Source organism: Kitasatospora sp. MAA4, assembly GCF_029893355.1.
Taxonomy (GTDB): domain Bacteria; phylum Actinomycetota; class Actinomycetes; order Streptomycetales; family Streptomycetaceae; genus Kitasatospora.
The window spans coordinates 56,550-81,673 of the sequence record NZ_JARZAI010000027.1 but is presented as its reverse complement, the minus strand read 5'-3'; the positions used below and the strand labels follow the sequence as shown (position 1 = coordinate 81,673).

General features: G+C 74.7%; 21 protein-coding genes and 1 pseudogene. 11 read left to right on the top strand and 11 right to left on the bottom strand.

Going from position 1 to position 25,124, the window contains the following annotated elements; all coding sequences use genetic code 11:
• Window positions 1-18 precede the first annotated feature (18 nt).
• The 4 genes from P3T37_RS29360 to P3T37_RS29345 are packed head-to-tail and all read right to left on the bottom strand — an operon-like array spanning window position 19 to window position 7,849.
• The gene (locus P3T37_RS29360; RefSeq protein ID WP_280726945.1) at window positions 19-795 is read right to left on the bottom strand and encodes an antibiotic biosynthesis monooxygenase; all 777 of its coding nucleotides are present in this window, start codon (window positions 793-795) and stop codon (window positions 19-21) included.
• 17 nt (window positions 796-812) lie between these two features.
• Window positions 813-5,366 (bottom strand): hypothetical protein, encoded by a 4,554-nt coding sequence (locus P3T37_RS29355; protein WP_280726944.1) that lies wholly within the window; start codon window positions 5,364-5,366, stop codon window positions 813-815.
• Between the two features lie 46 nt (window positions 5,367-5,412).
• On the bottom strand, window positions 5,413-6,288 hold the full coding sequence (locus P3T37_RS29350; protein WP_280726943.1) for a hypothetical protein: 876 nt from the start codon (window positions 6,286-6,288) through the stop codon (window positions 5,413-5,415).
• Window positions 6,289-6,325: 37 nt separating this feature from the next.
• Window positions 6,326-7,849: a hypothetical protein gene (locus tag P3T37_RS29345; RefSeq protein ID WP_280726974.1), complete on the bottom strand. Its 1,524-nt coding sequence runs from the start codon at window positions 7,847-7,849 to the stop codon at window positions 6,326-6,328.
• Window positions 7,850-8,009: 160 nt separating this feature from the next.
• Here P3T37_RS29345 and P3T37_RS29340 point away from each other — a divergent pair, with 160 nt between their 5' ends.
• Window positions 8,010-8,507: a hypothetical protein gene (locus tag P3T37_RS29340; protein ID WP_280726942.1), complete on the top strand. Its 498-nt coding sequence runs from the start codon at window positions 8,010-8,012 to the stop codon at window positions 8,505-8,507.
• 5 nt (window positions 8,508-8,512) lie between these two features.
• On the opposite strand, the gene P3T37_RS29335 is transcribed toward P3T37_RS29340, so the two are convergent.
• Both P3T37_RS29335 and P3T37_RS29330 read right to left on the bottom strand, forming a co-directional pair.
• A complete protein-coding gene (locus tag P3T37_RS29335) occupies window positions 8,513-8,761 on the bottom strand; it encodes a type II toxin-antitoxin system RelE/ParE family toxin (RefSeq protein WP_280726941.1) in 249 nt (82 codons plus the stop codon).
• On the bottom strand, window positions 8,758-9,012 hold the full coding sequence (locus P3T37_RS29330; RefSeq protein ID WP_280726940.1) for a type II toxin-antitoxin system Phd/YefM family antitoxin: 255 nt from the start codon (window positions 9,010-9,012) through the stop codon (window positions 8,758-8,760). The genes P3T37_RS29335 and P3T37_RS29330 overlap by 4 nt, the downstream gene beginning before the upstream one ends.
• 269 nt (window positions 9,013-9,281) lie before the next feature.
• Between P3T37_RS29330 and P3T37_RS29325 the strand changes: the two genes are divergently transcribed.
• Both P3T37_RS29325 and P3T37_RS29320 read left to right on the top strand, forming a co-directional pair.
• Window positions 9,282-9,956, top strand: coding sequence for a hypothetical protein (locus P3T37_RS29325; RefSeq protein ID WP_280726939.1), 675 nt, complete (start codon window positions 9,282-9,284; stop codon window positions 9,954-9,956).
• A 145-nt stretch (window positions 9,957-10,101) separates the two neighbouring features.
• Window positions 10,102-10,986, top strand: coding sequence for an aminoglycoside phosphotransferase family protein (locus P3T37_RS29320; RefSeq protein WP_280726938.1), 885 nt, complete (start codon window positions 10,102-10,104; stop codon window positions 10,984-10,986).
• Here the strand turns inward: P3T37_RS29320 and P3T37_RS29315 are convergent, their stop codons facing one another.
• The gene (locus P3T37_RS29315; protein ID WP_280726937.1) at window positions 10,987-12,207 is read right to left on the bottom strand and encodes a saccharopine dehydrogenase NADP-binding domain-containing protein; all 1,221 of its coding nucleotides are present in this window, start codon (window positions 12,205-12,207) and stop codon (window positions 10,987-10,989) included.
• A gap of 217 nt (window positions 12,208-12,424) precedes the next feature.
• On the opposite strand from P3T37_RS29315, the gene P3T37_RS29310 reads away from it, so the two are divergent.
• The 5 genes and pseudogenes from P3T37_RS29310 to P3T37_RS29290 form a co-directional block, all read left to right on the top strand.
• The gene (locus P3T37_RS29310; RefSeq protein WP_280726936.1) at window positions 12,425-13,201 is read left to right on the top strand and encodes a 5-oxoprolinase subunit PxpA; all 777 of its coding nucleotides are present in this window, start codon (window positions 12,425-12,427) and stop codon (window positions 13,199-13,201) included.
• Between the two features lie 34 nt (window positions 13,202-13,235).
• Window positions 13,236-13,859: a 5-oxoprolinase subunit PxpB gene (gene pxpB / locus P3T37_RS29305; RefSeq protein ID WP_280726973.1), complete on the top strand. Its 624-nt coding sequence runs from the start codon at window positions 13,236-13,238 to the stop codon at window positions 13,857-13,859.
• Entirely contained in the window at window positions 13,856-14,725 is an 870-nt protein-coding gene (locus tag P3T37_RS29300) for a biotin-dependent carboxyltransferase family protein (protein ID WP_280726935.1), read from the top strand. Before pxpB ends, P3T37_RS29300 begins: the two co-directional genes overlap by 4 nt.
• 85 nt (window positions 14,726-14,810) lie before the next feature.
• Window positions 14,811-15,884 (top strand): MerR family transcriptional regulator, encoded by a 1,074-nt coding sequence (locus P3T37_RS29295; protein WP_280726934.1) that lies wholly within the window; start codon window positions 14,811-14,813, stop codon window positions 15,882-15,884.
• A gap of 4 nt (window positions 15,885-15,888) precedes the next feature.
• Window positions 15,889-17,067 (top strand): annotated as a pseudogene (locus tag P3T37_RS29290) (MFS transporter); the annotation flags it as partial.
• A gap of 56 nt (window positions 17,068-17,123) precedes the next feature.
• Here the strand turns inward: P3T37_RS29290 and P3T37_RS29285 are convergent.
• Window positions 17,124-18,587 (bottom strand): HEAT repeat domain-containing protein, encoded by a 1,464-nt coding sequence (locus P3T37_RS29285; RefSeq protein WP_280726933.1) that lies wholly within the window; start codon window positions 18,585-18,587, stop codon window positions 17,124-17,126.
• Between the two features lie 323 nt (window positions 18,588-18,910).
• On the opposite strand from P3T37_RS29285, the gene P3T37_RS29280 reads away from it, so the two are divergent.
• Window positions 18,911-19,279: a hypothetical protein gene (locus tag P3T37_RS29280; protein ID WP_280726932.1), complete on the top strand. Its 369-nt coding sequence runs from the start codon at window positions 18,911-18,913 to the stop codon at window positions 19,277-19,279.
• Between the two features lie 122 nt (window positions 19,280-19,401).
• Entirely contained in the window at window positions 19,402-19,575 is a 174-nt protein-coding gene (locus P3T37_RS29275; RefSeq protein ID WP_198045418.1) for a hypothetical protein, read from the top strand.
• Window positions 19,576-19,585: 10 nt separating this feature from the next.
• Here P3T37_RS29275 and P3T37_RS29270 read toward each other — a convergent pair whose 3' ends face one another.
• A complete protein-coding gene (locus P3T37_RS29270) occupies window positions 19,586-21,055 on the bottom strand; it encodes a hypothetical protein (RefSeq protein ID WP_280726931.1) in 1,470 nt (489 codons plus the stop codon).
• A 536-nt stretch (window positions 21,056-21,591) separates the two neighbouring features.
• Here P3T37_RS29270 and P3T37_RS29265 point away from each other — a divergent pair.
• Window positions 21,592-22,728: an aminoglycoside phosphotransferase family protein gene (locus P3T37_RS29265; protein ID WP_280726930.1), complete on the top strand. Its 1,137-nt coding sequence runs from the start codon at window positions 21,592-21,594 to the stop codon at window positions 22,726-22,728.
• Window positions 22,729-22,745: 17 nt separating this feature from the next.
• On the opposite strand, the gene P3T37_RS29260 is transcribed toward P3T37_RS29265, so the two are convergent.
• Together P3T37_RS29260 and P3T37_RS29255 are read right to left on the bottom strand one after the other, a co-directional pair.
• Complete coding sequence (locus P3T37_RS29260; protein WP_280726929.1) at window positions 22,746-23,903, bottom strand: acyl-CoA dehydrogenase family protein; 1,158 nt, start codon at window positions 23,901-23,903, stop codon at window positions 22,746-22,748.
• A gap of 348 nt (window positions 23,904-24,251) precedes the next feature.
• On the bottom strand, window positions 24,252-24,746 hold the full coding sequence (locus P3T37_RS29255; protein ID WP_280726928.1) for a hypothetical protein: 495 nt from the start codon (window positions 24,744-24,746) through the stop codon (window positions 24,252-24,254).
• Window positions 24,747-25,124: the final 378 nt, after the last annotated feature.

Below are 25,124 nucleotides of genomic sequence, written 5' to 3'. Positions count from 1 at the left end.
TCTTGGCTGTGTCGGGACTCAGGGCTCGGGGCGGTAGGGCGGGGTGAGGCCCCAGCCCCACTTGGGCATGGGGGTCTGGAGGACGCGGGGGGCGTTGGGGGCGGAGAACATCTTGGCCATCCGGGTGCCCCACTCCAGGTAGCCGGTGAAGGCGGCGCGGAACTCGGGGTCGTCGGGGAGGCCCACCTCGTCGGCGGTGTCCTGGAGGAGGGCGATCCAGCGGCGGCGCTGCTGTTCGGTGATGGCGCGGCCGAAGTGGCGGGAGACCATGTGCGGGTGGCCGCCGCGTTCGGCGGAGTAGGCGGGCGGGCCGCCGAAGACCTCGCCGAGGAAGAGGGCGACGTGCTGCGGGTGTTCGCCGTGCATGCCGGCGAAGACCGGGGCGAGGATCTCGTCCTCGGCGACGTGGGCGTAGAAGGTGCGGGTGAGCCGCTCCAGGGCCGGTGCGCCGCCGAGGTACTCGTAGAGGCTCGGCGGCTCGGTCTGCGGGCCGCGGCCGCTCACGCCGGTGTCGGCGTAGTGCCGCATCTCCTCGATCGCGCCGACGTAGGGCTGGATCGCGGCGAAGAACGCGGCGAACTCGACCGAGCGCCGGAAGCCCTCCAGGTGGCCCTGGACGGACGTCCAGCGGATCCGCAGGATGTAGGCGCCCGGTTCGTCGACGCTCTCGGTGAGCTCGTAGTCCACGCAGTACGGCGAGGCGGCGAGCGGCACGGCGGCCTGGCGGTAGGCCGCCGTGAACGCGTCGCGGTCGGGCTCGGGGATCCGGTAGCGGATGTACTCCACGGTGGTCATGGGCTCATGATGCACCGTCAGGTCGCCGGGACCTCCGAAGGACGCTTGAACATGCGGGTGGCGGTGATCTCGCCGTGGATGGCCGGGCCGTCGGGGTCCTGGGGGGCGGGCAGGCCGGGGCGCAGGTGTTCCTCGACGGAGATGTACTTGAGGCCGGCGCGCAGGTCGGCGTCGTTGCGCAGGCGGATCACGAGCGGGAACTCCGCGAGCGCGGTGGTGTCGAACAGACCGGTGGTGTAAATGAGTTGGACGCCGAGTGCGTCGGCCACCGCGCGCTGGAGCTCCAACAGGTAGGTGGCGTTGGCGCGTCCGATCGGGTTGTCGAGGAAGAGCGTTCCGGCGTGCCGCAGTTGGGACTGCCCGCGGTCGTTGGCGCGCAACGCGGCCATCGTGCAGTAGAGCGCGATGGCCGCGGTGAGCAGCTGGCCGCCGGAGAAGACGTCCGACATCTGGCCGACGCTCACCCGCTCGGCGCGCAGCACCGCGTCGGGCTTGAGGATCTCGACGCTGACGCCCTTGGGGCCGATCGCGGCGGCGACGCCGCGCAGCAGCAGGGACATGCCGTCACGGCGCAGGTCGCTGTTCTTGCGGACGGCGGCGCTGGTCGCCTCGTCGATCACCGCGCCCAGGCGTTCCACCAGCAGGGTCTGGTCGGGGTCCTCGAAGCGGATCCGCAGGAACTCCTGACCGGACCACTCCCCCAGGCCCTCGGGCAGCCGGGAGAGCCGCTGGGCGGCGCGCAGGGTGCCGAGCGCGCTCTCCACCAGGCCGCGCAGGCGGTCGACGATGGAGCCGCGGTTGCGTTCCAGCTGTTCGAGCTCGTCGGAGAGCACCCGCAGGCGCGGCGCGAAGGCGTCGGCCCAGGCGGCGGCGTGGTCGGGCAGGGCGGCGGCGGGCAGCTCGCGGATCTGCTGGCGGGCGGGGGTGCGGACGGCTTCGTAGCGGGCCGCGTTGGCGTGCCGGACCAGGCCGTCCGAGGCGTCCCGGACGGCGAGTTCGGCGGCGGTCAGTTCGGCGGCGGCGGCGCGCAGGGTGCGGCGGGTCTCGGTGGCGACCGAGCGGGCCTCGGCGAGGCTGTCCAGGTACGGCTCGGCGCGCTGCTCGGGCTCCTCGGGGGTGTGGTCGCGCAGGCCGTCGCGCAGCTGGGCGGCCGCCTCGTCGAAGTCGGCGGCGGAGGACTGCGCGGACTGCTCGGTGCGCAGCAGCTCGGCGTGCTCGATCCGGGCGCTCTCCAGCAGTTCGCGCCGCTCGGCGAGCCGGCTGGTGGCGCCGCGCAGCAGCTGCTGGGCGTGCTCGGGGTCGGCGGGGACCAGCTCCTCGGGCAGCTCGGTGTGCGCCTCGCCGCTGGCGGGGGCCGAGCGCTCGACCTCGGCGCGCAGTCGGCCGAGCTGCTCGCTGGCGGTGGCGGCGCGGGCCTCGATGGTGGCGACCAGCTCCTCGGCGCGGGCGGCGGCGGCCTGCCGGGCCGGGCCGTCGGCGCCGTCGGGGCTGGAGAGCAGCTCCTCGGCGCGGGTGCGGACCTTGTTGGTGAGACGGTCGAGTTCGGCCTGCGCGGCCGTCTCGTCGCTCTCCGCACGGGCCTGTTCGGCGCGCAGGTCGGCGCCGACGCCGACCTTCTCGTAGAGCTGGGCGGCGGCCCGGTAGGCCTCGCGCAGCGCGGGTAGCGAGGCGGTCGGCAACTCGTCCGCCACCGCGACCGTGCCGGACAGTTCGGCGCGCTCGGCGCGCAGCGTGCGGGCGGTGCGGCGGGCGTCGTCGGCGGCGCGCTGGGCGGCCCGGCGGTCCTCGTCGCAGGCTCGGGCCCGCTCGGCGCAGCCGGCCTGGCGGCGCTCGCACTCGGCGGCGTCCTCGGCGAGTTCGCGCAAGCTGCGGGTCCAGCCGGCCCGCTCGCGCAGCCGGAAGGCGAGCCCGGCCAGCGCGTCGGCGCGGCGGCGGGTGCGCTGGGCGGCCTCCCGGCGGTCCTCGTGGACGGCGGCGACGGCGGCCCGGTCGGCCTCGGCCTCGGTGTGCTCGGCGCGGGCGGCGGCCAGTTGGGCGGTGGCGGTCTCGGCCTGCTCGGCGGCATCGGCGGCGGCCTCGGCGAGTTCGGCCAGCGTGCCGGGCGGGCAGTGGGCCTGCCAGGAGGCGAGTCGGGAGGCCAGCGCACGGTCGCCGCCGAGCCGGGCGGCCAGCTCGCGGATGTGCTCCTCGCGAGCGGTGGCGCGGCTGCGCAGCCCGCGGCGCTCCTCGTCGGCGGCGCTCTCGTCGTGCATGGCCGGGTTCGGCGGCACCAGGAAGAAGGCGGGCTCGTCGGTGATCGGGGCGATCAGCGAGGCGGCGGTGCCGACCGCGACGGTCGAGCGCGGCAGCAGCGCCGCGGCCTGCAGGGCCTCGCGGGCGCGTTCCAGCGAGTTGGGGTCGGTGACCACCACGCCGTCCACCAGCTCGGGGCGGGCGGCCAGGATCGCCTCGTGGTCGGCGGGGTCGACGGACTGGGCCAGGTAGCGCCAGCCGGGCAGCGCGGGGACGCCGTGCTCGCCGAGGTACTCGACGGTGGCCAGCACGTCGGGGCCGGGCGGCAGCAGGCCGCCGTCGCCCAGCGCCGCCAGGATCCGCGAGTCGTCGGCTGCGGCCGTGCGCAGGTCGAACAGGGTGCGCTCGGCGGCGGCGACGGAGCTGTCGAGCAGCTCGCCGAGATCCTCGGCGGCGGCGTCCAGGACGACCGGGGTGAGCACGCCGGGACCGTCCTCGCCCTCGTACGGGCTCAGCGAGAGCAGCTCGGCCAGCCGCGGTTCGGCGGCAAGCTGGGCGGCGGTGCGCTGCTCGGCGGCGAGCGCGCGCTGGGCGGCCGACCTGGCGTCGCTGGCGCGGGCGGCGGCGAGTTCGGCGCGGCCCTCGGCGGCGGCGGCCTCGCGGGTACGGGCGGTGGCCTGCTCGGCGGCGGCGCGGGCCTGGTCGAGGGCGGCGGTGGCGGCCTTCTCAGCGTCGGAGGCGTGCAGGGCGGCCCGGGCGGGGTCCGGCTCCTGGGTGGTGGCGTCGATCCAGCCGGCCTGGACGGCGGCCTGGGTCTCCTGCTCGACCTCGGCCAACCGCTGGCGCAGGTGGTCGGCCTCGCTGCGGGCCTTCTGGGCGGCGGTGGCGGCGGCCAGAGAGTCGGCCTGCGCGCGGGCGCCGTCCTCCTGGATCTCGGCGGCGCGGGCCTCCTCGGTCTCGGCGCGCTCCTCGGCCGTCCCGGCTGCGGTCTCCAGGGCGTGCGCGAGGGCGCCGGCGGCCTGGGCGCGGGCGGCCAGCGCGGGGGCGGCGTCGAGTTCGGCCTCGCGGATGGCGACGGCGACCCGGGCCGCGCGGTCGGTGGCGGCCCGGTGGCGCAGCACCGCCTCGGCGGCCTGCCAGGCGGAGTGCAGGGTGCGCGCGTCCAGCAGCTCGCGGCGCAGGCCGGCCGCCTCGGCGGTGGCGGCGGCCAGGCCCAGGGTGGCGTGCCGGTGGGTCAGTTCGGCGGTGATCAGCGAGTGCCGGGTGCGGTCGGCCTCGGCGGCGGTCACCGCGCTCGCGGCGGCGGCCACCTCGATGGCGAGGTCCTGGGCGCGGTCGCGCTCGGCGCCGGCCCGGGCGGCCAGCGCCTGGGCGAGCCGGCGGGTGCGGCGCTCGGCGCCGCGGTGCGTCTCGCGGACGGACTCGCGGGCGGTGGTGGCGTCCACGATGCGCTGCAGCAGGTCGAGCGAGCCGGCGGTGAAGTCGCGCTCGGCGGTGAGTTCGGAGCGTCGGCCGAGCTTGGCGGCGAAGCCGTGCACCAGGTCGGCCAGGCCGTCGGTGTCGCGGGTGTCGGTGACCGCGCGCAGCAGCAGGTCGGTGAAGTCGGAGTCGTGCTTGACCGCGAAGAGGCCGGCCGCCTCGCCCTCGTCGGCGTTCATCTCCCGCTGGTAGCGGAAGAGTTCGGGGTCCAGGCCGAGGTCGCCCAGGTGCTCGTTCCAGCGGTCGTGGATGTCCTCGAAGGTGAGGTCGAGGTACGGGTAGGCCTTGCCGGCCTCGGTGAGCGAGTCGCGGAAGCCCTTCATCGTGCGGCGGCGGCCGCGGGTGCGCTGCTCGCTGCCGAGCGCGGGCCGCTCGGCGACCGGCAGGGAGTCCAGCGTCAGGCCCGGGCCGGGCCGGAAGGAGTACCAGGTCTCGGCGAACTTGCGCGGGTCGGAGGAGACCTGGCGTCCCCGCCACTCGCTGACCTTGCCGACCACGATCAGCTCGCCGGTGAGGGTGTGCTGCCACTCCAGCGCGACGTGCCCGCAGTCGTCGGCGAGCAGGAACTTGCGCAGCACGCCGGAACTGGCGCCGCCGAGCGTGTTGCGGTGGCCGGGCAGCATCACCGAGAAGATCAGCTTGAGCAGGACGGACTTGCCGCCGCCGTTCTCCAGGAAGAGCACGCCGGCCGGGGCGGGACGGCGCTGCGGGCCCTCGGGCTCCTCGCCGAAGAGGCCGGGCTGCTGCGGGGCGGGGTTCGCCACCGGCTCGCCGACTCCGCGCAGGTCCAGCACCGTGTCGGCGTAGCGGGCGCCGGCCGGTCCGATGGAGTAGAGGCGGACCCGGTTGAGCTCGTACATGAATCGCCTTCAGCAGTGGAGTCGGTGGGAGTCGGGAGGGGGACGGTCAGAGGGAGTGGAAGGGCAGGCCGGCGTCGGCGACCAGCTCGTCGCTGTGGTCGGCGGGCAGCAGGGTGGCGCTGCCGTCGGTGACCGGGACCACGCCCAGGTCGATCAGCTCGGCCATCGCGGCGCTGCCGGCCAGGTCGCGGACCTGGAGCTGGTAGCGGGCGGTGGTGCGGTAGGTGCCGCCGGCGTCGTCGGAGGCCTTCTGCAGGAAGCCGGAGTCGACCAGGAAGGCGACCGCCTTGCCGGTGATGCCGATGGTGGAGCCGGACAGCCGGCGGGCGTCCTTGGTGGCGCCGGTGGTGGAGCGCCGGGCCCAGACCCGCCAGGCCGCCTCCAGGCCGGGGGCGTCGCTGCTGGGGTCGGTGTTGTCGCCGGTCAGCTCGGCCTGCTCCTCCAGACGGCGGCAGGCCTGCCGGACGAAGGCGTCCACGCCGTTGACGGTGATCCGGCCCAGGTAGCCCTCGTCGGCCAAGTCCTCGGGGCGGGGGAAGGCCATCGCGGCGACGGCCAGGTGGGCCAGGCCGTGCAGGAAGCGGTCGGTGGTCTCGGAGGCGGCCCGGCGGGAGTAGTCGCCCATCCGGACCGCGAAGACCGACTCCTCGGCCGCCGCCAGCGCCATGCCGGCGCGCGGGGAGACCTCCAGGACCACCAGGTTCAGGCCGGTGGCGACGGCGTCGGCCAGCCGCGCGAAGGCCGGGTCCTCGCGGTGGCGGCGGACCAGCTCGGCGTACTCGGCGTCGCGGGCGGGCAGCAGCTTGGCCTGCAGGCCGAAGGAGACCAGCCGGGCGGCGTCGGCGACGTCGCCGGGGGTGAGCGCCGCCGGGGCGGGCTCGGCCTCGGCGGCGGGCCAGGACGCGTCGTGCGGGGTCGTCACGGGTGGAGCTCCTCGGTACGGGTGACTGGGGTCCGGCTCATTGGGCGTCCTTGCGGTCCGCGGCCATGCCGACGGCGTCCAGCAGGGCGCTGCCGACGATCAGGTCGGCGCCGCCGAACTCCGGGTCGGCGAGCGTGGCGCCGTCGTCCACCGCGAAGAGCAGGCGCTCCTCGCCCTGGCGGTAGGCGGTGCCGACCGGCGGGCTGGCGGCGTGCACGGCGAGCAGCGCGACCAGGTACGGCAGCTCCGGGTCCTGCCGGCGGGCCTCGGCGAGCAGGCCGGACAGCCGCCGGGGGGCGTCCGCCGGGAGGTCGAGCAGGTCCAGGGCGGCCTCCAGCTGCGCCTCGGAGAACCGGCTGTCGTCCGGCGTGGCGACCAGGTCCGGGTCCGGCAGCTCGGCGCCCAGGTGCTCGCGCTCGACGGGCGGCGTGAGCAGCAGCTCCACCAGGTCGGACACCCGGACGGCGGTCGGGGTGCGCAGGCCGGCGCCGTGGGCGAAGAACGCGTCGGTGGGCCGGATCGCCTGCTCTATCGGCAGCCGCAGCACCGGCGCGAGCAGGTGCCCGTACAGGTCGATGCCGGAGCGGGCGGCGGGGGCGGCGAAGGCCTGGCGGTCCTGCTCGGCGCGGAACAGCGGGCCGGCTTCGAGCAGCCGGGCCTGCAACTGGGTGTGCCGGCGGATGCAGTCCTTGACGATGTCGACCAGCTCGGCCGCCTGGCGCTTGTGCGAGGGCTCCTCGGCCTCGTCGCGGGCGCGGCGGATGTTGGTGAGGATCGCGTTCTCGTGCCGGTAGCGGTCGGCGATGTGGTCGAGCGCCTCGTCGATCAGGTCGGGGACGGCCTGCATCCAGTCGACGGCGCGTACGTTGCGCCGGGTCGCGTCCAGGACGCGGCGCAGCGTCTCGGCGTACTGGACGGTGCGGTAGCGGGCCTGCTCGGCGGCGAGCTGGGCGTCGGCCAGGCGGCCGCGGCGGATCAGCACCTCCAGCTTCACCTCGGCGGCGATCTGGGCCGAGGTGACGTCGGTGTCCAGGGCGCCGACCAGGACGTTGACGGCCTCGTCGGTGGTACGCAGGTAGACGCCGCCGTCCGGGCCCGGCACCTCCTCGATCAGCTTGAAGTCGTAGTCGCGGCGGACGTACGCGCCGTCCGCGCCGAAGGTGCCGTAGACCGCGCGGAAGCCGCGGTCGACGCTGCCGACGTTGATCAGCGACTCCAGCACCCAGCGGGCGACCCGCTGGTGCTCGGCGCCGGGTCGCTGCGGGCTCTGCGCGGCGACCCGGGGCAGCAGGCGGGCGAGGACTATCTCGCGGTCGGCGCCGGTGTCGAAGTCCATGTGCAGCGTGACCAGGTCGATCGCGGCCAGGCCGACCTCGGCCATCGCGTAGCCGCCGTACTCGCCGGCCAGGTTGACCTTGCGGTTGTCGAGGTCGTGCAGTGGGGCGGTGCAGGCGAGCGCCTTGAGGCGGCGGGCCAGCCCCTCGTCGGCCGCCGGGCCGGGCGCGGGGCGGGCGCCTGCGGCAGGCGGCCTGAGCTCACGCTCGGCGGGCTGATCAGCGATGACGGTCACGGTGGACAAGATTAGGGCCCAGGGGCGACAAGGTCCGAAACGGGCCTGCTCGCCCTGCTTCGTCCGGGGCGCGCAGGAGTGGTTTGAACGTGTTCAGTTCTGGGTCTAGAGTCCACGGTGACGGGGTGAACAACCGAGTGGGGGTCCTGTGATGACGAGCGATGCCGCGACACTGCGGATGGTCCGGCGCTGGCTGTGGATCTTCATCGTCTGCCTGGTGCTGAGCGGGCTGACGGCCTTCCCGCTGCGGACCGAGACCGGCTGGCTGGCCGACGCCGCGCAGCGCGTACCGACGCCGTCCGCCCTGCTGGACTGGATCGAGCGGATCCGCACCGGCGTCGCCGAGACGGACGAGCGCTACCCGTTCCTCGCCTACGGCACCGACTGGCTGGCCTTCGCGCACCTGGTGATCGCCGGCGCGTTCTGGGGGCCGCTGCGGGATCCGGTGCGCAACGTCTGGGTGATCCAGTGGGCACTGGGCGCCTGCGCCGGGATCATCCCGCTGGCGCTGATCTGCGGGCCGCTGCGGGAGATTCCGCTGTACTGGCGGTTTGTCGATATGTCGTTCGGGGTCTTCGGGGCGATCCCGCTGCTGATCGTGCTGCGCGGCATCCGCCGGCTGGAGGCGGCGCAGCAGGTGGCCGCCTGAACTCCCTAGACCCGGCCCAGGTGGAAGACGGTGACAGTGACCGTCAGGTCGTCGATCTCGTAGTGGACGCGATAGAAGCCGACCTGGATTCGGTAGATACCGGTGGCCCCGACCGTATAGGCGCCGGACGGGCGGGGGTTGTCGGCCAGGAGGTCGACGGCCCGGAAGACCTGCTGGATGCCCTCGCGATCCCCTGCGGCGTGCTTCTCCGCAACGGCCAAGGCCGAGGGCTCCCAGACAATGCGATAGCTCACGCGACGTCCCCGAAGACCTGGCGACGAGCTTCGTCATGCGCGATACCAGGGCCGGTCTCGCCGCGCTGCTTCCTGGCCAGGTACTCCGCGGCGACCCGGTGGTACTCGAGTTCTTCTAGCTCGGCCGGGCTGATGAGCACAGCCATGACCTGGCCCCGGTCGGTGAGTGCGACGCGCTTCTGCTCGGCGCTGACCTGGCGAGAGAGGGCCCCGAGCTTGTTGCGAGCCTCGGTGATGGGATAGGTATCCATGCACAGAACTCTACAGTAGTGCGCACTTCTGCGCAGGTATCTCGAAGTACTCTTCCACCCGCCCCCGGACCGAAAGTGTGACGGAGCACCGCAGTTTGCGACTTGAGCACGACAACGGGCGAGTCCGCGGCCGTATTGGTCACCGACTGTGTCGACGGCTTTGACCTGGGCGAGTTGGGGCTGCCCACGGTGGCCGCAACAGTCTGGCGGGGTGGTGGGTACGCTCGCCCCCGACGCGGTAGTCCGGGACGTCAGTGTGCGAGGGCGGAATGAAGGCGCTGCTGGTGTTCTGGGGACTGCATCTCGCTGGCTGGTGGGTCGTCGAGTCAGGCATCGCGTGGAGCACGGTGGGGATCGGCGCGGGGCTGCTCCTGCTTGCGCTGCTGGTCGGGGCTGCCGTCGAGGTGGTCGGCAAGGCCCTGGCCCAGCGGCGGGAGCGCTCCGGAATGCCAGCGAAAGAAGCCTTGGAAGGGTGGAAGAGCACACTCGTCGCAGCGGTCCAGGTCTGCGCTGTCCTGACGCCGTCCACTGCGATCGGCACCGTCCTCTACGTCCAACATCAACAGAGCTGTCAGCCAACGCGCGTTGACGCGGCCCAACTTGAGGCTTTGGAGCGGCAGACGTCCCAGAATGCGCTTGGCGACATCAAATCGGCTGGCTTGCGCCGCGATACGGCAGTCGAACAGGACAGCGCCACCGTGAATCAGGCAGCACTGGCCTATGCGGCGATTGTCTTCGCTACCCCGGCCTGCTTCAACGACGACCAGCTCGCCGTGGCCCATTCCGCCACTGTTGCCTACGGGCGCCCCGCCGACGATGAGACCACCGCTGCCCTCTACTGCTGGGACACCGGGCCGCTGCGGCCCCACCACTTCGGACACCCGGCAGTTGGGGATCACTTGTGCACCTACGGGGAACTGCGCCGCATCGGCCTGTTCCGGTAGGCCGGGTGGTCGGCCCAGTCAGCGTGAGCCGGTCTGACTGGCCGCATCGTGATCTGACCAGGACTCGCAAACTACGGTGCTCCGGCACAGGAGGGAAGCCGAAATCCCTTGGCGTCCGGCCGCTTTCCCCCGCTAGCCTGCCGCCGTGGCGAACCGGAAGATGCACGACGACGAGCCTGACATCGACGACGAGCTGGTGCGGCGGCTGCTCGACGCGCAGTTCCCGCAGTGGGCCGGGCTGCCGCTCAGGGCGGTCGCCTCGGCCGGGACGGACAATGCGCTCTACCGGCTGGGCGAGGAGCTGGTGGTCCGGCTGCCGCGGGTCGACTGGGCGGTCGGCGACATCGAGAAGGAGCACCGCTGGCTGCCGAGGCTCGGCCCGCAGCTACCGGTGGCCGTCCCCGAACCGCTGGCGGTGGGCAAGCCCGGCGAGGGCTACGGCTGGCCCTGGTCGGTCTATCGCTGGCTGGAGGGCGAGAACCCGCAGCCCGGGCAGCTGGCCGATCCGCTCGCGCTGGCGGCCGAACTCGCCGCGTTCGTCACCGCCCTGCACCGGATCGATCCGGCGGACGGCCTGTCCGCGAGCCGCGGCATCCCGTTGCAGCAGCGCGACGCCCAGACCCGCGCGGCCATCGCGGAATCGGCAGGCCTGATCGACACCGCGCCGGTCACCGAGGCCTGGGAGCGCGCGCTGCGGGCGCCGGCCTGGGACGGGCCGCCGGTGTGGATCCACGCGGACCTGTCCCCCGGCAACCTGCTGACCGTCGACGGCCGGCTCAGCGCGGTCATCGACTTCGGCGCGCTGGGCACCGGCGATCCCGCCTGCGACCTGCTGATCGCCTGGAACCTGCTGCCCGCCGACGCGCGGGAGGTCTTCCGTTCGACCCTGAGGGTCGACGACGCCACCTGGGAGCGGGGCCGGGGCTGGGCGCTGTCCATCGCCCTGGTCGCGCTGCCGTACTACCAGACCCGCAGCCCCGTCCTTGCCTCCAACTCCCGTTACGTGATCGGCCAGTTGCTCACCGAGTGATCAGCGCGCCCGGCGCGGGGCGGCGGTCGGCGCGGCGTCCAGGACGGTGAAGCGCAGGCCGGCGGCGGTGAGGCGGTCGATCAGGGCGGGACCCATCGCCACGGCGGTGGTGACCTGGCCGGCGGTGGCGGGGAGGTCGTCGAAGGCCAGGCAGAGGGCCGACTCGGCGAGCATCTTGGCGGTCTCGGTGTAGCCGGGATCGCCGCCGGAGACCTCGGTGAAGACCCGCTTGCCGCCCTGCTCCCCGGCGAACCGGACGGTGAACCAGGAGGCCGCGCGCTGCTCGGCGCTCGGCCCCTCGCCCGGCTTGCGCAGCGCCGTCATCGCCCGGCGCAGCACCGGCAGTTGGGCCGCCAGGACGAGCAGCAGGATCCCCGCGGTGCCGGCCACCGCGATCGGGAGCCGCTTGACGGCTGCGTAGTGGCCGTAGCGGAACGCCGGGCCGTACGCGGGCAACGCGACGGCCGAGCGGCCGACCACCTGAGCGTCGATGGTGGGCAGCGGCAGCACCCAGGCGCGGGCCTCGCGCGAGAAGCGCGGCCGCCCGCCGGAGGTGCTGACCCGGCGCCCGGACGGCCGCGGGTCGGCCGCCCGCCGGGCCTTGGCCGCCTGGGCGGCGGCGCGCGGACGCGAGGCCGCGGTCAGGGCGGAGGCGAAGGTGCCGCCGGAGAAGGTGCCGCCGGCCCGGACGAAGCCCTCGACGGAGACCGGCGACTGCTGCGGCGCACCGAGGCGCGCCAACTCGCCGACGGTGAAGAGCACGCCGAGGTCGTGCGGGACGGAGTCGAACCCGCAGGCGTGCACCAGCCGGGCGCCGGTCTCGGCGGCACGCCGGTGGTGCAGGACGAACATCCGGTCGACGAACTCCGGTTCGCCGGTCAGGTCGACGTAGTCGGTGCCGGCCTCCGCGCACGCGGCGACCAGCGGCTCCCCGTAGCGCAGGTAGGGACCCACCGTGGTGATCACCACCCGGGTGGACTCGGCGACCGCGCGCAGCGAGGCCGGATCGGCGGCATCCGCCTCCAGCAGCGGCAGTTCGGCGCAGCCGGGTGCCAGCGCGGCCAGCCGCTCGCGCAGCGCCTCCAGCTTGCTCCGGCTGCGGCCGGCCAGCGCCCAGCGGCAGCCGGGCGGGGCGTGCTGGGCGAGGTACTCCGCGGTCAGCGCACCGGTGAATCCGGTGGCACCGAACAGGACCAGGTCGTACGGGCGTTCGGCGCGCATATGGTTTCCTACCGGCCGGTAATGGTGGCCGCCACGCTAGGAGCCCACCAGCCTGGTGTCAACGGGTCTCCGGTGTCCGCCGGGACAGGATGGTTCGGCCGGACGGGGGAGGGCACACCGGGCTCTGCCCCGCGAGGAGGTGGTCCCCGGCGAACGGGCTCCGGGTGAAGCCCTACGATCCCCTCAGGCACCTAGCAGCTCTGGGAGGCAGACGGCCGTGACCGGCGCGGTGATCGATCTCAATGCGGACCTCGGTGAGGGGTTCGGACGCTGGACGCTGACCGACGACGAGGCACTGCTGTCCGTCGTCACCAGCGCCAACGTGGCCTGCGGCTTCCACGCCGGGGACCCCTCGACGATGCGCCGGGTGTGCGCGCTGGCGGCGGAGCGCGGTGTGCGGATCGGCGCCCAGGTCTCCTACCGCGACCTGGCCGGCTTCGGGCGCCGCGCGATGGACGTGCCCTCGGAGGAGCTGGCCGACGAGATCGCCTACCAGATCGGCGCGTTGCAGGTCTTCGCACGGGCTGCCGGCTCGCGGGTGAGCTACGTCAAACCGCACGGCGCGCTCTACAACCGGGTGGTGGCGGACAGCGAGCAGGCCGAGGCGGTGGTCGCGGGGGTGCTGCGGGCCGGAGCCGTCTGCGACGGGCCGCTGCCGGTGCTCGGGCTGCCCGGCTCGCGGCTGCTGACGGTGGCCGAGGGCGTCGGACTGCCGGTGGTCACCGAGGCGTTCGCCGATCGCGCGTACACCTGGGCCGGGACGCTGGTGCCGCGCGGGGATCCGGAGGCCGTGGTGCACGACCCCGAGGCGGTGATCGCGCGGGCGGTCGGGATGGCCAGGGACGGCCTGGTCACGGCCATCGGCGGCGAGCCGGTCGCGGTGGACGCGCGTTCGCTCTGCGTGCACGGCGACACGCCCGGCGCGGCGCAGCTCGCCTGGCGGGTGCGCGGGGCGCTGGCCTCGGCGGGGATCCGGGTCGAGGCGTTCACGTGAGCGGGAGCGATCCGGGGGCCGCGTGGACGACGAGCTGACGGTGCGTCCGGTCGGGGACCGGGCGCTGCTGCTGGAGGCCGGCTCGGCCGAGCAGGTGGCGGCGCTCTACGCGCGGCTGCTGGCGGAACGGACGGCCGGACGCCTCGGGGAGGTGGCGGAGATCGTGCCGGCCGCGCGCACGGTGCTGCTGGACGGGGTGGCCCGACCGGCGGAGCTGGCCCGCGCGGTGGCCGGCTGGACGCTGACCGCGGCGCAGGCGGTGTCCGGGCCGCTGCTGGAGGTCCCGACGGTGTACGACGGCGCGGACCTGGCCGAGGTGGCGGCGCTCTGGGGCGTCGGCGAGGCGCAGGCGGTGGAGATCCACAGCGGGGTGGAGTACCGGGTGGCGTTCTGCGGGTTCGCGCCGGGCTTCGGCTACCTGACCGGGCTCCCGGAGCGCTACGCCGTGCCGCGCCGGGCCACCCCGCGCCCGTCGGTGCCGGCCGGCGCGGTGGCGCTGGCCGGACCGTACACCGGGGTGTACCCGCGCTCCTCCCCCGGCGGCTGGCAGCTGCTGGGCCGCACCGAGCTGACGCTGTGGGACGAGCGGCGCGACCCGGCCGCACTGCTCGCGCCCGGCGTGCGGGTGCGCTTCGTACCAGTGGGAGCCGTCGAGTGAACGCGCTGATCGTGCTGCGGCCGGGGCCGCTGACGACCGTTCAGGACCTGGGACGACGCGGCGTCGCCCACCTGGGCGTGCCGCGCGCCGGGGCGCTGGACGCCGCAGCGCACCGGGCCGCCAACCGCCTGGTGGGCAACCCGGGCGAGGCCGCGACGCTGGAGACCACGCTCGGCGGGGTGGCGCTGCGGGCTCTGGTCGGTCCGCTGCTGGTCGCGGTGACCGGGGCGCCGGCCGCCGTCACCGTGGCCGGGCAGCCGGCGGCCTGGGGCGCGGCGGTGCTGCTCCCGGCCGGGGCGGTGCTGGAGGTGGGCCCGGCACAGTCGGGGGTACGCGGCTACCTGGCGGTGCGCGGCGGGATCGCGGTGCCGCCGGTGCTCGGCAGCCGCTCGGCGGACCTGCTCTCCGGGCTCGGCCCCGCGCCGCTGCGCAGCGGCGACCGGCTGCCGGTCGGCGCCGCGCCGGGGCCCGGTCCGCTGCCGGAGCTGGTCCCGCTGCCCGCTCCCCCCTCCGAGCTGGTGCTGCGGCTGCGGCTCGGCCCGCGGGCGGACTGGTTCGCGCCGGACGTCCCGGTCGCGCTGGCCGCGGCCCGCTACCGCGTCGCGGCCGCCAGCAACCGGGTCGCACTGCGGACCGAGGGGCCGGCGCTGGCGCGCTCGCGCCGGGGCGAGCTGGAGAGCGAGGGGATGGTGCTCGGAGCGGTGCAGGTCCCGCCGGACGGTCAGCCGGTGGTCTTCCTGGCGGACCATCCGACCACCGGCGGCTACCCCGTGCTCGGCGTGGTGCCGGCCGCCGACCTGGACGCCGCCGCGCAGGCCAGGCCGGGGACGCCGGTACGGTTCACGGTGGTCCGCGGGCGAAGCTGACGACTGGTTGACCTTCACCCCGGGGGAAGGACCAGCATCGGTCGTGCCGGACGAAGCGTCCGGTACGAGAAGGGGGAGAGGGCCCGTGCGCCTGCTGACCATCGGGGCCTTCGCCCGCGCATCGCGGCTGTCGCCCAAGGCACTGCGGCTCTACGACGAGCTCGGCCTGCTGCGCCCGGTCGAGGTCGACCCGAGCTCCGGCTACCGGTTCTACCACCCGGACCAGCTGGAACGGGCCCGGCTGGTCGCCTGGCTGCGCCGGCTCGGCATGCCGCTGGCCCGGATCCGGCTGGTCTGCGACCTGGCGCCCGGACGGGCCGCCGAGGAGGTCGCCGCCTACTGGGCGCAGGTGATGGCCGAGACCACGGCCCGTCAGGACCTCGCCACCTTCCTCGTCGAGCACCTCTCCGAGAGGAAGACCACCATGACCGACCCCACCGCCACCCTGGGCATCCGCTACGCCGCCCGCTCCGACACCGGCCTGGTCCGCACCCGCAACGAGGACGCGGCCCACGCGGGCCCGCGGCTGCTCGCGGTCGCGGACGGCTTCGGCGCCGGCGGCCACCGGGCCAGCGCCGCGGCGATCGACTCGCTGAAGCGGATCGACGCCGAGCTGCCGGCCGAGGGCCTGCCGCCCGGCGAGCTGCTCAACGCGCTGGAGCGCGCCGTCCGGGAGGCCGAGGCCGAACTCGGCGCCCTGGAGGCCGGTCCGGGCACCACCCTCACCGCCCTGCTGCACTCGGGCTCGCAACTCGCGCTGGTGCACATCGGCGACTCGCGGGCGTACCTGCTGCGCGACGGCGAGCTGTTCCAGATCACCCACGACCACACGCTGGTGCAGTCGCTGGTGGACGAGGGCCGGCTCACCGCCGATGAGGCGGCCGCGCACCCGCAGCGCTCCCTGCTGCTGCGCACCCTGGACGGCTCCGGCGCCGCCCGCCCCGACCTCTCGCTGCACGCCGCCCGGGCCGGCGACCGCTACCTGCTCTGCTCCGACGGGCTGTCCGCGGTGGTCCCCGTCGAGCGGCTGCACACCGCGCTGAGCACGATCGGCGAGCCCGAGCAGGCCGTCCAGCAGCTGATCGCGCTGGCCAACCGGGCCGGCGGTCCTGACAACATCGCCTGCGCGGTCGCCGACGTGGTCGAACTGCGGGACTGAACCGGTGCGGATCGTCCTGAAGCTTCTCGACACCCGTCCACTGCGCGTCCCGGCGTTCCGCCGACTGTGGGTCTCCACCGCCGTCACCGCCGTCGGCAGCCAGCTCACCGCCGTCGCGGTGCCGCTGCAGATCTACCGGCTCACCGGCTCCTCCGCGCAGGTGGGGCTGGCCGGCCTGGCCGGGTTCCTCCCGCTGGTGGCGGCGGCACTCTGGGGCGGGGCGGTGGCCGACGCCGCCGACCGGCGCAGGCTGCTGCTGGTCGGCAACACCGGCATCGCGCTGGTCTCCGTGCTGCTCTGGGCGCAGGCCGCCGCCGGTCTGCGGTCGGTGGGTACGCTGCTCGCGCTGGTCGCCGTGCAGCAGGCGTTCTTCGGTGCCAACGCGACCGTCCGGGGCGCGCTGGTCCCCCGGCTGGTCGACCCCGAACTGCTGCCCGCCGCCAACGCGTTGCAGTCCACAGCGGCGTGGTTCGGCGGGATCGCCGGTCCGCTGCTGGCCGGGACCCTGGTGGCGGCTCTGGGCACCGGCACGCTCTACCTGCTGGACGCGCTCGCCCTGCTGGCGGTGCTGCCCGCGGTGAGGCTGCTGCCGCCGCTGCCGCCGTCCGACGGTGCGTCACGCCGGGTGGGACCGCGCGAGATCGCCGACGGGCTGCGCTGCCTGAGGAGCAGCCGCGTCCTGCTGACGGCCTACCTCGTGGACTTCCTGGCGATGGTCCTCGGGCTGCCGGTGGCGCTCTTCCCGCAGGCCGCCCACCAGGTGTTCGGCGACCCGGCTGGCGGCGGCCCCGCGATCGGCGTGCTCTCCGCGGCGCTCTCGCTGGGTGCGCTGCTGACCGGCTGCTGTTCCGGGCTGTTCACCCGGGTACGGCGGCACGGTGCGATGGTGACGGCGGCGGTCTGCACCTGGGGGCTGGCGATCGCCGGGCTCGGCACCACCCGCCGGCTCTGGCTCGCCGCACTGCTGCTGGCGCTGAGCGGCGGCGCACTGGTGGTGCTCGGCACGTTCCGCAAGAGCATCCTGCAGAGCGCGGCCCCCGACGCGATGCGCGGGCGCCTCCAGGGGATCGACACCGTGGTCGGCGCCGGCGGGCCCCGGCTGGCCGGCCTGGTGCACGGGGTGGCCGGGGCGGCCTTCGGCGCGAGCCGGGCGATCAGCGCGGGCGGTGTGCTGGCGGTGCTGGCGATGGGCGCCGTCGTCGCGGTGTCTCCCGCGTTCTGGCGCTACTCCCCCGCCGCTCAGCGCTCCCGCGAGGTCAGCCGGCCGCGGACGGCCGCGTGCACCTCGGCCTCCTCGGCCGGGTCCGCGGCGAGCCGGCGCAGGCGCTCCAGCACCCGGGCGTCACCCGTGGTCACCACATGGCGGGCGGCCAGCTCGCGGGTGCTCTCCTCGCAGTCCCACAGGCACTCGACGGCGGGACCCGAGGCGAAGTAACGGTCGGTGACGGCGAGCGCCCGAGCGGCTCTGCCGCGCAGCTCGGAGGAGCCGGACTCGCCGTACACGTGGCGCAGGGTGGGGACGGCGGCGACGGCGGCCAGCCGCCCCGCACCGTCGACCAGCGTGCCGATCCCGGCGCCGGACACGCCGTGCACCAGGATCCAGCGGCGCAGCCCGGCGACCACCGCGGCGGCGTCGCTCGGCTCGCCGATGTCGGCCAGCAGCAGCACCGCGGCCTCCCCCAGCGCGCTGTCGGCGCCGCCGGTGGCCGGGTCGGCCCAGCGGCGGGCCCGCTCCAGGGCGCGCGGGCCGCGCATCCGGCCCAGGGTCTCCAGGGCGGCCCGGACGATCCGGTCGTCGGCGTCCGCGGCGGCCGCCTCGATCAGCTCGGGGACGGCCGGGTCGTCCTGGTCGACCAGGTGGCGCAGGGCCGCCCGGCGGGCGCCCTCGGCACCGTGGCGGGCCGCGTCCACCAGCGCCTGGCGGTCCTCGGGCCGGGCCACGGCGGCCAGGCAGCGGGCCGCGGCGGCGGCACGGCGGTCGACGGCGGCCGGGTCCCGGCCGTCGTCGGCGGCGGCCTGGTCCAGCGGTGAGCCGGCCTCGCGGTTGTCGGCCCAGGCCAGTACGTCGGCCACGCTCCAGCCGGGCGTCACGCCGCCGCGGCCCAGCTGGCGCTGCCAGAGGTCGAAGGGGGACTGCTCACTCGCCGCTGCCACCCGGGGGTGCTGGGCGGCCCAGAGCCGCCACGGGCGGGGCTCGAAGGCGGCGCGGATGGCGGCCCGCAGCGCGGCCTCGCCCTCGGGGCCGGCCGGGAAGCGGTTCAGCACGGCGGGGGCCAGCGCGAGCAGCGCCTGGTCGTCGTCGCGCAGGGCCAGCTCGTCCAGGGCCCAGGCCCAGTTGCCGCCGGAGGCGGCGTACTGGCGGAGCAGCAGCAGGGCGTCGCGCCGGCCGTAGGCGGCGAGGTGGCCGAGCACGGCCAGGGCGAGGCCGGTGCGGCTCTCGTCCGGGTCGAGCAGGTCCTCGGGGTGGTTCAGGTGCAGCTCCAGGCCGCCGAGCGGGGCCTCCAGGTCCATGTAGACCCGTGCGTAGTAAAGGGAGCGGTTCTCGACCTGCCAGTCGGCCCGCGGGTCGCTGGTGACGCACTCCTCAAGAGCGGCGATCGCTTCGTCCCGGTCCGCGGCAAGCGCATGCAGCTGCCCGTCGCCGCGACCTCGCTGGAGGAGGCCGAGGAGGCTGGCACTGGGGGCTATCACGGGCTCGAACATGAGGTCAGCATCCGTTGCGGCGGTCGTAGTGGCAACGGGATTTCCGTCGCCGGGGGTCTGGTGGTCACGCTGGGCGGGCGCCCGGGCGCCGGAATCACCGTAGGTTACCGCCTGAAAGTCCCATACGCACACAGTCCGTATGGATCCGCCTCGAACAGGCCCGCCGCCCGCCGGCGAGTGCCATGGGCACGGAATGGGCACGATTTGGCATATGCCACGGGGAACTTGCCAACTTTTCCGTCAATGACCCCTCACAGCGGGTGAGGCTGTGCGAGAGTCGTAGGACAGCAACCACCCACCACCCTCACCCCGTGGGACGGCCGATGAGTCACGCCTCGACCACCGCTCCGGCCGGCGGTCGTACCTCCCCCGTCATGGTCGCCGCCGCCGAATGGGACCTGACGGCCGACACGGTGCACTGGTCCCCGGGCGCCTACCGGATGCTCGAACGCGAACCGACCCTCGGTCCGCTGACCCTCGATCAACTCCCCTCTCTCCTCGTCCCGCAGGACCGTCCGGCCCTGTGCCGCATGGTCACCGAGGCCCTGGTGCACGGCCGCTCACTGGACGGCGTGATCCGGATCGGGCCGCGGGACGACGAGGCCGCGTCGGCCGTGCACTGCTCGGGCCGCCCGGTGCTCGGGCCGGACGGCCACGTCGTCTCGCTGCGGATCGTTCTCCAGGCCGGCTGAGGGCACCGCAGCGGCCCGACCGCAGCTCCGGAGCCCCCGTGCACATGTTTGCAAGGTGACGCACATATGCTGTGGCCGCATCGTCGGCACAGGGCGGGCGTGCGTGAGGGAGGACCTCTACGATGGACAGCCAGATTCTGCACAAGGCCGCGTTCCTGCTGCACGAGTGCCACGAGCCCGAGCAGGTCGTGGTCGAGCGCCTGAAGGACTACTTCCCCAACCTCAGCCTGACCGAGCGTGAGCGCTTCGTCAGCGAGGCCTGGGACCAGGTGCACACCAAGAACGGTGCTGTCTGAGCACCAGCGGTCACTCAGGGGGGCGGCGGGCCGGCGGCACCGCCGCCCTGATCTCCTCCCGCAGCCGCGCCACCTCCGCCATCCCCTGGTAGCGCCCGGTCAGCCGGTACATCTCGCGCAGCCGGTCCCCCGTGCGGTGCGAGGAGGTGTAGCCGATCGAGCCCACCGCCAGCCGGGCCTGCACCAGCGCCTCCTCGGGCTCCCCGGCGATCCAGTACACCGAGGCCAGGGTCAGCAGGTCGAGCACCGCCGAACGCTCCCTCCCCTGCGCCGCCCGCAGCCGCATCGCCTCCAGCGCGTGCTGCTCGGCCAGCCGCGCGGCTCCCGGGTCGTGCTCGGCCAGCGTCCGGTAGACCAGCGACTGCATGCCGTGCAGCTCGGCCTCGTCGAAGAGCTGCATCCAGCTCGGCGTCGGCTCCGGCGAATCCTGGACGAAGAGCTCCTCGGCCTCCCCCAGCAGCCTGCCGACCTCCGGCGCCCGCCCGAGTGAGGCCTGCGCCCAGGCCTCCACGGTGTTGAGCATCGCTCTGGTCCTGGGCAGGCCGCGCTGCTTGCCGTCGGCCCGGGCCAGCCGCATCAGGTCCAGCGCCTCGTCGGCCCGTCCGTGGTGCAGCAGCTGCCGGGCGGCGCGGGAGACCGCCTCACCGGCCCGCGGCCGGTCGCCGGCCTCCTTGGCCGCCTGGGCGGCGATCACGAAGTACCGCTGGGCGGTCGATTCGAGGCCGACGTCGTGCGACATCCAGCCGGCCAGCACCGCCAGGTTGGCCGCGACGATCCACAGCCGCCGTTCCAGGTCCGCCGGGTGCCGGTGGGTGAGCAGGCCGCCCACCTCGTTCAGCTGGCCGATCACGGCCTTGCGCTGGAGGCCGCCGCCCCGGGAGGCGTCCCAGGAGCGGAAGACGTCGACCGAGCGCTCCAGCGCGTCGACCTCCTGGGCGCCCACCGGGCCCGGTTCGTAGACGTCGACCACCGGGCGGGCCATCGAGCCGGTGATGACCTGGCGGGACCCCGGGCGGTCGGCCGCCTGGGCGACGCTGCTGCCGGAGAGCCAGTCGTAGAGGGAGAGGGGGATGACGGAGCCGCCGAGCAGCGCAGTGCTCGCGGCAGCCAGTCCGCGTCGGTTGAGCATGAGGTCCATTCCCGTGAACTCGGTGAGGATCTCAGCCGTCCGCGCCGGCTCGGGGGGCGCTCCGCGCTCCGTGCTGACCGCCCCTGTTCGCCGATGTCGTGCCAGACCGAGGTCCTCGATGGAGACGACACGGCCGAGCCGCTCGGTGAACACGGCTGCCAGCACCCGCGGCACCGGATCGCGGGGGATCTCCCCCTGCTCGATCCAGCGCCGCACCCGCGAGGTGTCGGTGGACAGCTGCTGCTGTCCCATGCCGGCACCGCGGCGGTTGACCAGCCGAGCCAGCTCGCCCTTGGACCATCCGGTCAGGGCGAACAGGTCGGCGAGTCTGGCGTTGGGTTCCCTGCTCACGTCAAGCCCCCAGGCTCCTCGGCTGGTTCGAGACTAATGCGCTGTCATGTGCCACGCGAGCATTCGCCAGGGTTCGCCAGGCCTCGCCAGCTGGTGAGCTACCGGCTGCACGGTGTCAGGTAGAGATGCACCAACCCCACCCGGTCCGTAGGGCCCGGAACGGCGGCCCAGGACTGATCCCCCGGGCCGTCCACCGACCGCTCCGGCGGCCCGGGCCAGGGGGTGGCGCGAGCGGGTGGCGCGACTGGCGCGGCCCCACCGGCACGGCGGTTCGGCGCATTTCCCCAGGGTGCGCGGACCGTCCGGAGCGGGTGAGGCCGGGACGGACCGTTCCATCCAGAGCACGGACGACCGCCGGACCACCCACCGTGCGCGGTCTTCGCGCTCCTGTACGCCGGGGCACACCCCCATGCGCCGGTTACCCCCCGGAAGCCGCGCACCAGCACCGCGCAGCACCGGCGCAGCATCGCGCCGCAACAGTGGCATCCGCACTGTTTGACATATGCCGTCGGCAAGGAAGGGATCTCCACCAGCCCATGTACCCCACAGCGACTTCCCCCACCGCGCCCCGGACCGGCCCCGCTCAGCGTCCGCCGACCGCGGCGGTCCGCCGGCCCGGGCCGAAGCCCGCACTCCCCGCACGTCCGGCGGGGCGCATCGAGGCACCCGGGTTCGTTCCGCGCGCCGGAGCCGAGCGCCTGCTGCGCCCCCGCGGGCCGCAGACCGCCCCCGTCGTCGAGCGGGCCGATCCCGCCGCGCTCGCCACCCCGTCGGTGCGGGCGGCACTCGCCCACGTCACGCGGATATGTCCCGCGTTCGCGCCGCGCCAGGTGCTGCGCGAGGACGGGCGACACCTCCTGATCACCGGCCTGATCGGGCGCACCGCCGTGGTCGCGAAATGCCTCACCCCGATGGTTCGCACCCCTCAGGCCGTGCAGGGCGAGCGGCGGGCGCTGCTGGTCGAGCAGTTCCACCGGGAGGTGGCGGTCTACCGGGCGTTCGTCCGGCACCGCCCGCCGGTCCGGATGCCGCGCCTGGTCGCCGCCGACCACGACCGCTGCGTGCTGGTGATGGAGCGGATCCCCGGCCGCCCGGCCGCCGTCGAGCGGCACCCGGCCAACGCCCCGACGCCCGGCGAGGTTCGCGCGATCCTCGGTGCGGTGCGCGCGCTGAACCTGTGGCGCCCGCCCACCGACGTCTTCCAGCAGCCGCTGGACTACCAGTTGGAGACCAGCCGCTACCACTCGGTCGGCCAGCTCACCGACCGGGACGCCGGCGACCTGCGCCAGCTGCTGCACGGCCTGGCCCACACCCCGCAGCAGCTGAACCACGGCGACACGCTGCTCTCCAACATCCTGCTGGCGCCCTCGGGCCCGGTCCTGGTCGACTGGGAGCGGACCGGCTGGTACCTGCCCGGCTACGACCTGGCGGTGCTCTGGAGCGTGCTCTCCGGCGACACCGCGGCGCGCCGCCAGATCAGCCAACTCGCCCAGGCCGGCGGCACACTGGCCCGGGACGCGTTCCTGGTCAACCTGGTCCTGGTACTGATGCGCGAGCTGCGGCTGTACGACGTGCCGGGCGCCGGCGAGGAGCAGCGGATCCTGATCCGCCGGCTCTACGACGACGCCGCGCTGGCTCGCCGGGCGGTCCGGGCCGCGGTGGGGACCCGCTGAGCGGGTCCGCGCGGTTCTCAGGCGCCGCGCGGCCGGACCCGCGCCAGCGCGGCGCGCCCGGCCGCCTGCAGCACCGCGTCCTCCGGGGGGCAGTGCATCCGCCCGCTCAGCGCGTCCCGCAGATAGCGCTCCAACGGGTGACGCCGGCTCAGGCCCGGGCTGCCCGTGAGGGTGACCGCCTGCTGCACCGACTCGATCACCGCCCTGGTGACCAGCAGCTGGATCGGGCCGGTCCGGCCGACCGCCGACGGGTCGCCGGCGTCGATCCGGGCCGCCAGGCCGCCGAGCAGCTCCTCGGCGCCGATCAGCGCGCTCTCCAACTCGCCCACGGCGGCGCGATAGCGGGGCAGCGTGCCGAGGGGTTCGCCCAGGTTGGCCGGGGTGCGCTGGCTGAGGAAGCGCACCAGCCAGTCCTGGGCCGCCCGTCCCACGCCCAGCTGGACGGCGGCCAGCGCCAGGTCCCGCCAGGCGGCGGAGAGCGCGGCCGCCGCCTGGTCCGGCTCGGCACGCAGGTCGAGCACCGCCTCGGACGGCACGTGGACGTCCCGCAGGAGCACGTCGTGCCCGGCGCTGGCCCGCAGGCCCAGCTGGTCCCAGACCGGGTCGACCTCCACGCCCGCGCTCTCCCCGCGCACCAGGAAGGTCCCGGTCCGCGGCACCGGCTCGTCGGTACTCGCCCGCACGGCCATCCAGGCCAGCGCCTCGGCGCCGGTGCAACAGGTCTTGCGGCCCGTCAGAAGCCAGCCGTCGCCGTCCCGCCGGGCGAGCGTCGGCGGCCCCTCGGCCGAGTCCGCCCAGAGCGTGTTGCCCAGCGCCGGACCGCGCCGGGACTCGTTCAGCAGCCGCCGGTAGAGCCCGGCCGGCCAGCCGGAGGTCCGCGCCTGCTCGGCGTGCAGCAGCAGGGTGAAGGCCGTGACCAGCGCCACCGAGGCGTCCCCGCGGCCGAGTTCGGCCAGCACCCGGACGGTGTCGGCGAGCGTCCCGCCGGGGCCGCCGTAGCGCGGATGCACCGTCAGGGTGAGCAGGCCGGCCTCGTGCACCGCCTCGATCCCCTGGTAGGGGAAGGTCGCGTCCCGGTCGTGCTCCTCGGCGCGCGCGGCCAGCAGGTCGACGACCCTGGGCAGGCCGGCGATCGCGGCGTCGAGGGGTGAGGTTTCGTCAGTGACGGTGCTCATGGCGCTGCCTCCGGGCGGCCGGCATGGGGCGCGGCAGCCGTCGTCGGCTGCACGGCTGTGGGGAGCGTGCGAAAGAGGAGGCACGGCCGCACCGGACGCCGAGCGCCGGAGCCGTCGCCCACCCCGCGGAACGCGGGTCCTGGACCCGCGGCAGGGTCTACCGACAGACCGCGCTGGCAGTGCGCCGCAGGTCGAGATAGCTGCGCCTGGTCAGCAGCGGGCGGCGGGACGACATGCTGGTGACTGTACGAAGTGTTGATCGAACCCGTCAAGCGCCGTCCGACCGGCGGCCTGCGCCGAAAAGGGCCGGAAACCGCCCCTCGCCTCGTCCCGCCGCAGCGGCTCCGGTCAGCCCTGCTGGAAGAGGTCCGCCGGGAGCGGCTTCAGCAGCTGGTAGAGGTCGTCCGCGATCGGACGGTCCCAGGAGGCGATGGTGACCTGCACGCTGTCGCTGCGGTCGAACTGGGCGCAGAACACCCGCTCCTCGGAGACCTTGACCTTCTTCACGATCAGCAGGTCGTCGCCGAGCATGACCGGGAAGTCCTCGGCGGAGACCAGCTCCACCGGCTCGTCGTTCTCCAGCGCCGCCAGCAGTTGTCTGACCTCGAACGGCACGCCGTCCTCGGCGTCCCGGGCCGGGGAGCCCTCGGGCAGGTTGCCGATGAACATCGCCGGTCCGCGGCCGCCGAACAGGTCGTACCGGAGGAAGATCCCCTGGCAGCTTCCGTCCGGGCCGCTCATGATCGCTGCGCCGAAGTGGCCGGGCCAGTCGCCCGGGTCCATCGCGAGTACGTCGAAGTCCGGGCCCGCTGGGGTGCCGGAACGTCGGCGGAGAAAAGACATGCCGCCATCGTACGTGCACCCGGTCCGCTCACCGGCACCGGGCGCCCCGCCACGCACCGCAAGCTCCACGCTCCGAGACGAATGTTGACGCTGAGCAACCGTCCGGGCTACGGTCGCGGATGTACGGCAGCTGCTGTGGGCACGTTCCACGTGGGGGTGGTCTGCTGTGGCGCACCCCCGTGCGCCCATCCTCCCGTCGCACCTCGTGGTACCGAGCAGCTGCAGATCAACAGCAGTACACGCCTGTTCAAGCACCCTTTCACCCAAGCCTGGTTCGCGGGTTCCCCGACCCGTTCGCGCTCGCGGACCAGCCCGGGACACCGACGCGTGGGGGCGTTCGGATCCCGGGCACAGGCAGCCCGGACCTCTGGTCCCACT

What these genes read in the sequence shown, in the direction of transcription:
- P3T37_RS29260 (WP_280726929.1), bottom strand. Translation starts at nt 23,903, where the DNA reads ATGAGCACCGTCACTGACGAAACCTCACCCCTCGACGCCGCGATCGCC.
- P3T37_RS29285 (WP_280726933.1), bottom strand. Translation starts at nt 18,587, where the DNA reads ATGTTCGAGCCCGTGATAGCCCCCAGTGCCAGCCTCCTCGGCCTCCTC.
- P3T37_RS29280 (WP_280726932.1), top strand. Translation starts at nt 18,911, where the DNA reads ATGAGTCACGCCTCGACCACCGCTCCGGCCGGCGGTCGTACCTCCCCC.
- P3T37_RS29325 (WP_280726939.1), top strand. Translation starts at nt 9,282, where the DNA reads ATGAAGGCGCTGCTGGTGTTCTGGGGACTGCATCTCGCTGGCTGGTGG.
- P3T37_RS29255 (WP_280726928.1), bottom strand. Translation starts at nt 24,746, where the DNA reads ATGTCTTTTCTCCGCCGACGTTCCGGCACCCCAGCGGGCCCGGACTTC.
- P3T37_RS29315 (WP_280726937.1), bottom strand. Translation starts at nt 12,207, where the DNA reads ATGCGCGCCGAACGCCCGTACGACCTGGTCCTGTTCGGTGCCACCGGA.
- P3T37_RS29265 (WP_280726930.1), top strand. Translation starts at nt 21,592, where the DNA reads ATGTACCCCACAGCGACTTCCCCCACCGCGCCCCGGACCGGCCCCGCT.
- P3T37_RS29275 (WP_198045418.1), top strand. Translation starts at nt 19,402, where the DNA reads ATGGACAGCCAGATTCTGCACAAGGCCGCGTTCCTGCTGCACGAGTGC.
- P3T37_RS29330 (WP_280726940.1), bottom strand. Translation starts at nt 9,012, where the DNA reads ATGGATACCTATCCCATCACCGAGGCTCGCAACAAGCTCGGGGCCCTC.
- P3T37_RS29360 (WP_280726945.1), bottom strand. Translation starts at nt 795, where the DNA reads ATGACCACCGTGGAGTACATCCGCTACCGGATCCCCGAGCCCGACCGC.
- P3T37_RS29340 (WP_280726942.1), top strand. Translation starts at nt 8,010, where the DNA reads ATGACGAGCGATGCCGCGACACTGCGGATGGTCCGGCGCTGGCTGTGG.
- P3T37_RS29355 (WP_280726944.1), bottom strand. Translation starts at nt 5,366, where the DNA reads ATGTACGAGCTCAACCGGGTCCGCCTCTACTCCATCGGACCGGCCGGC.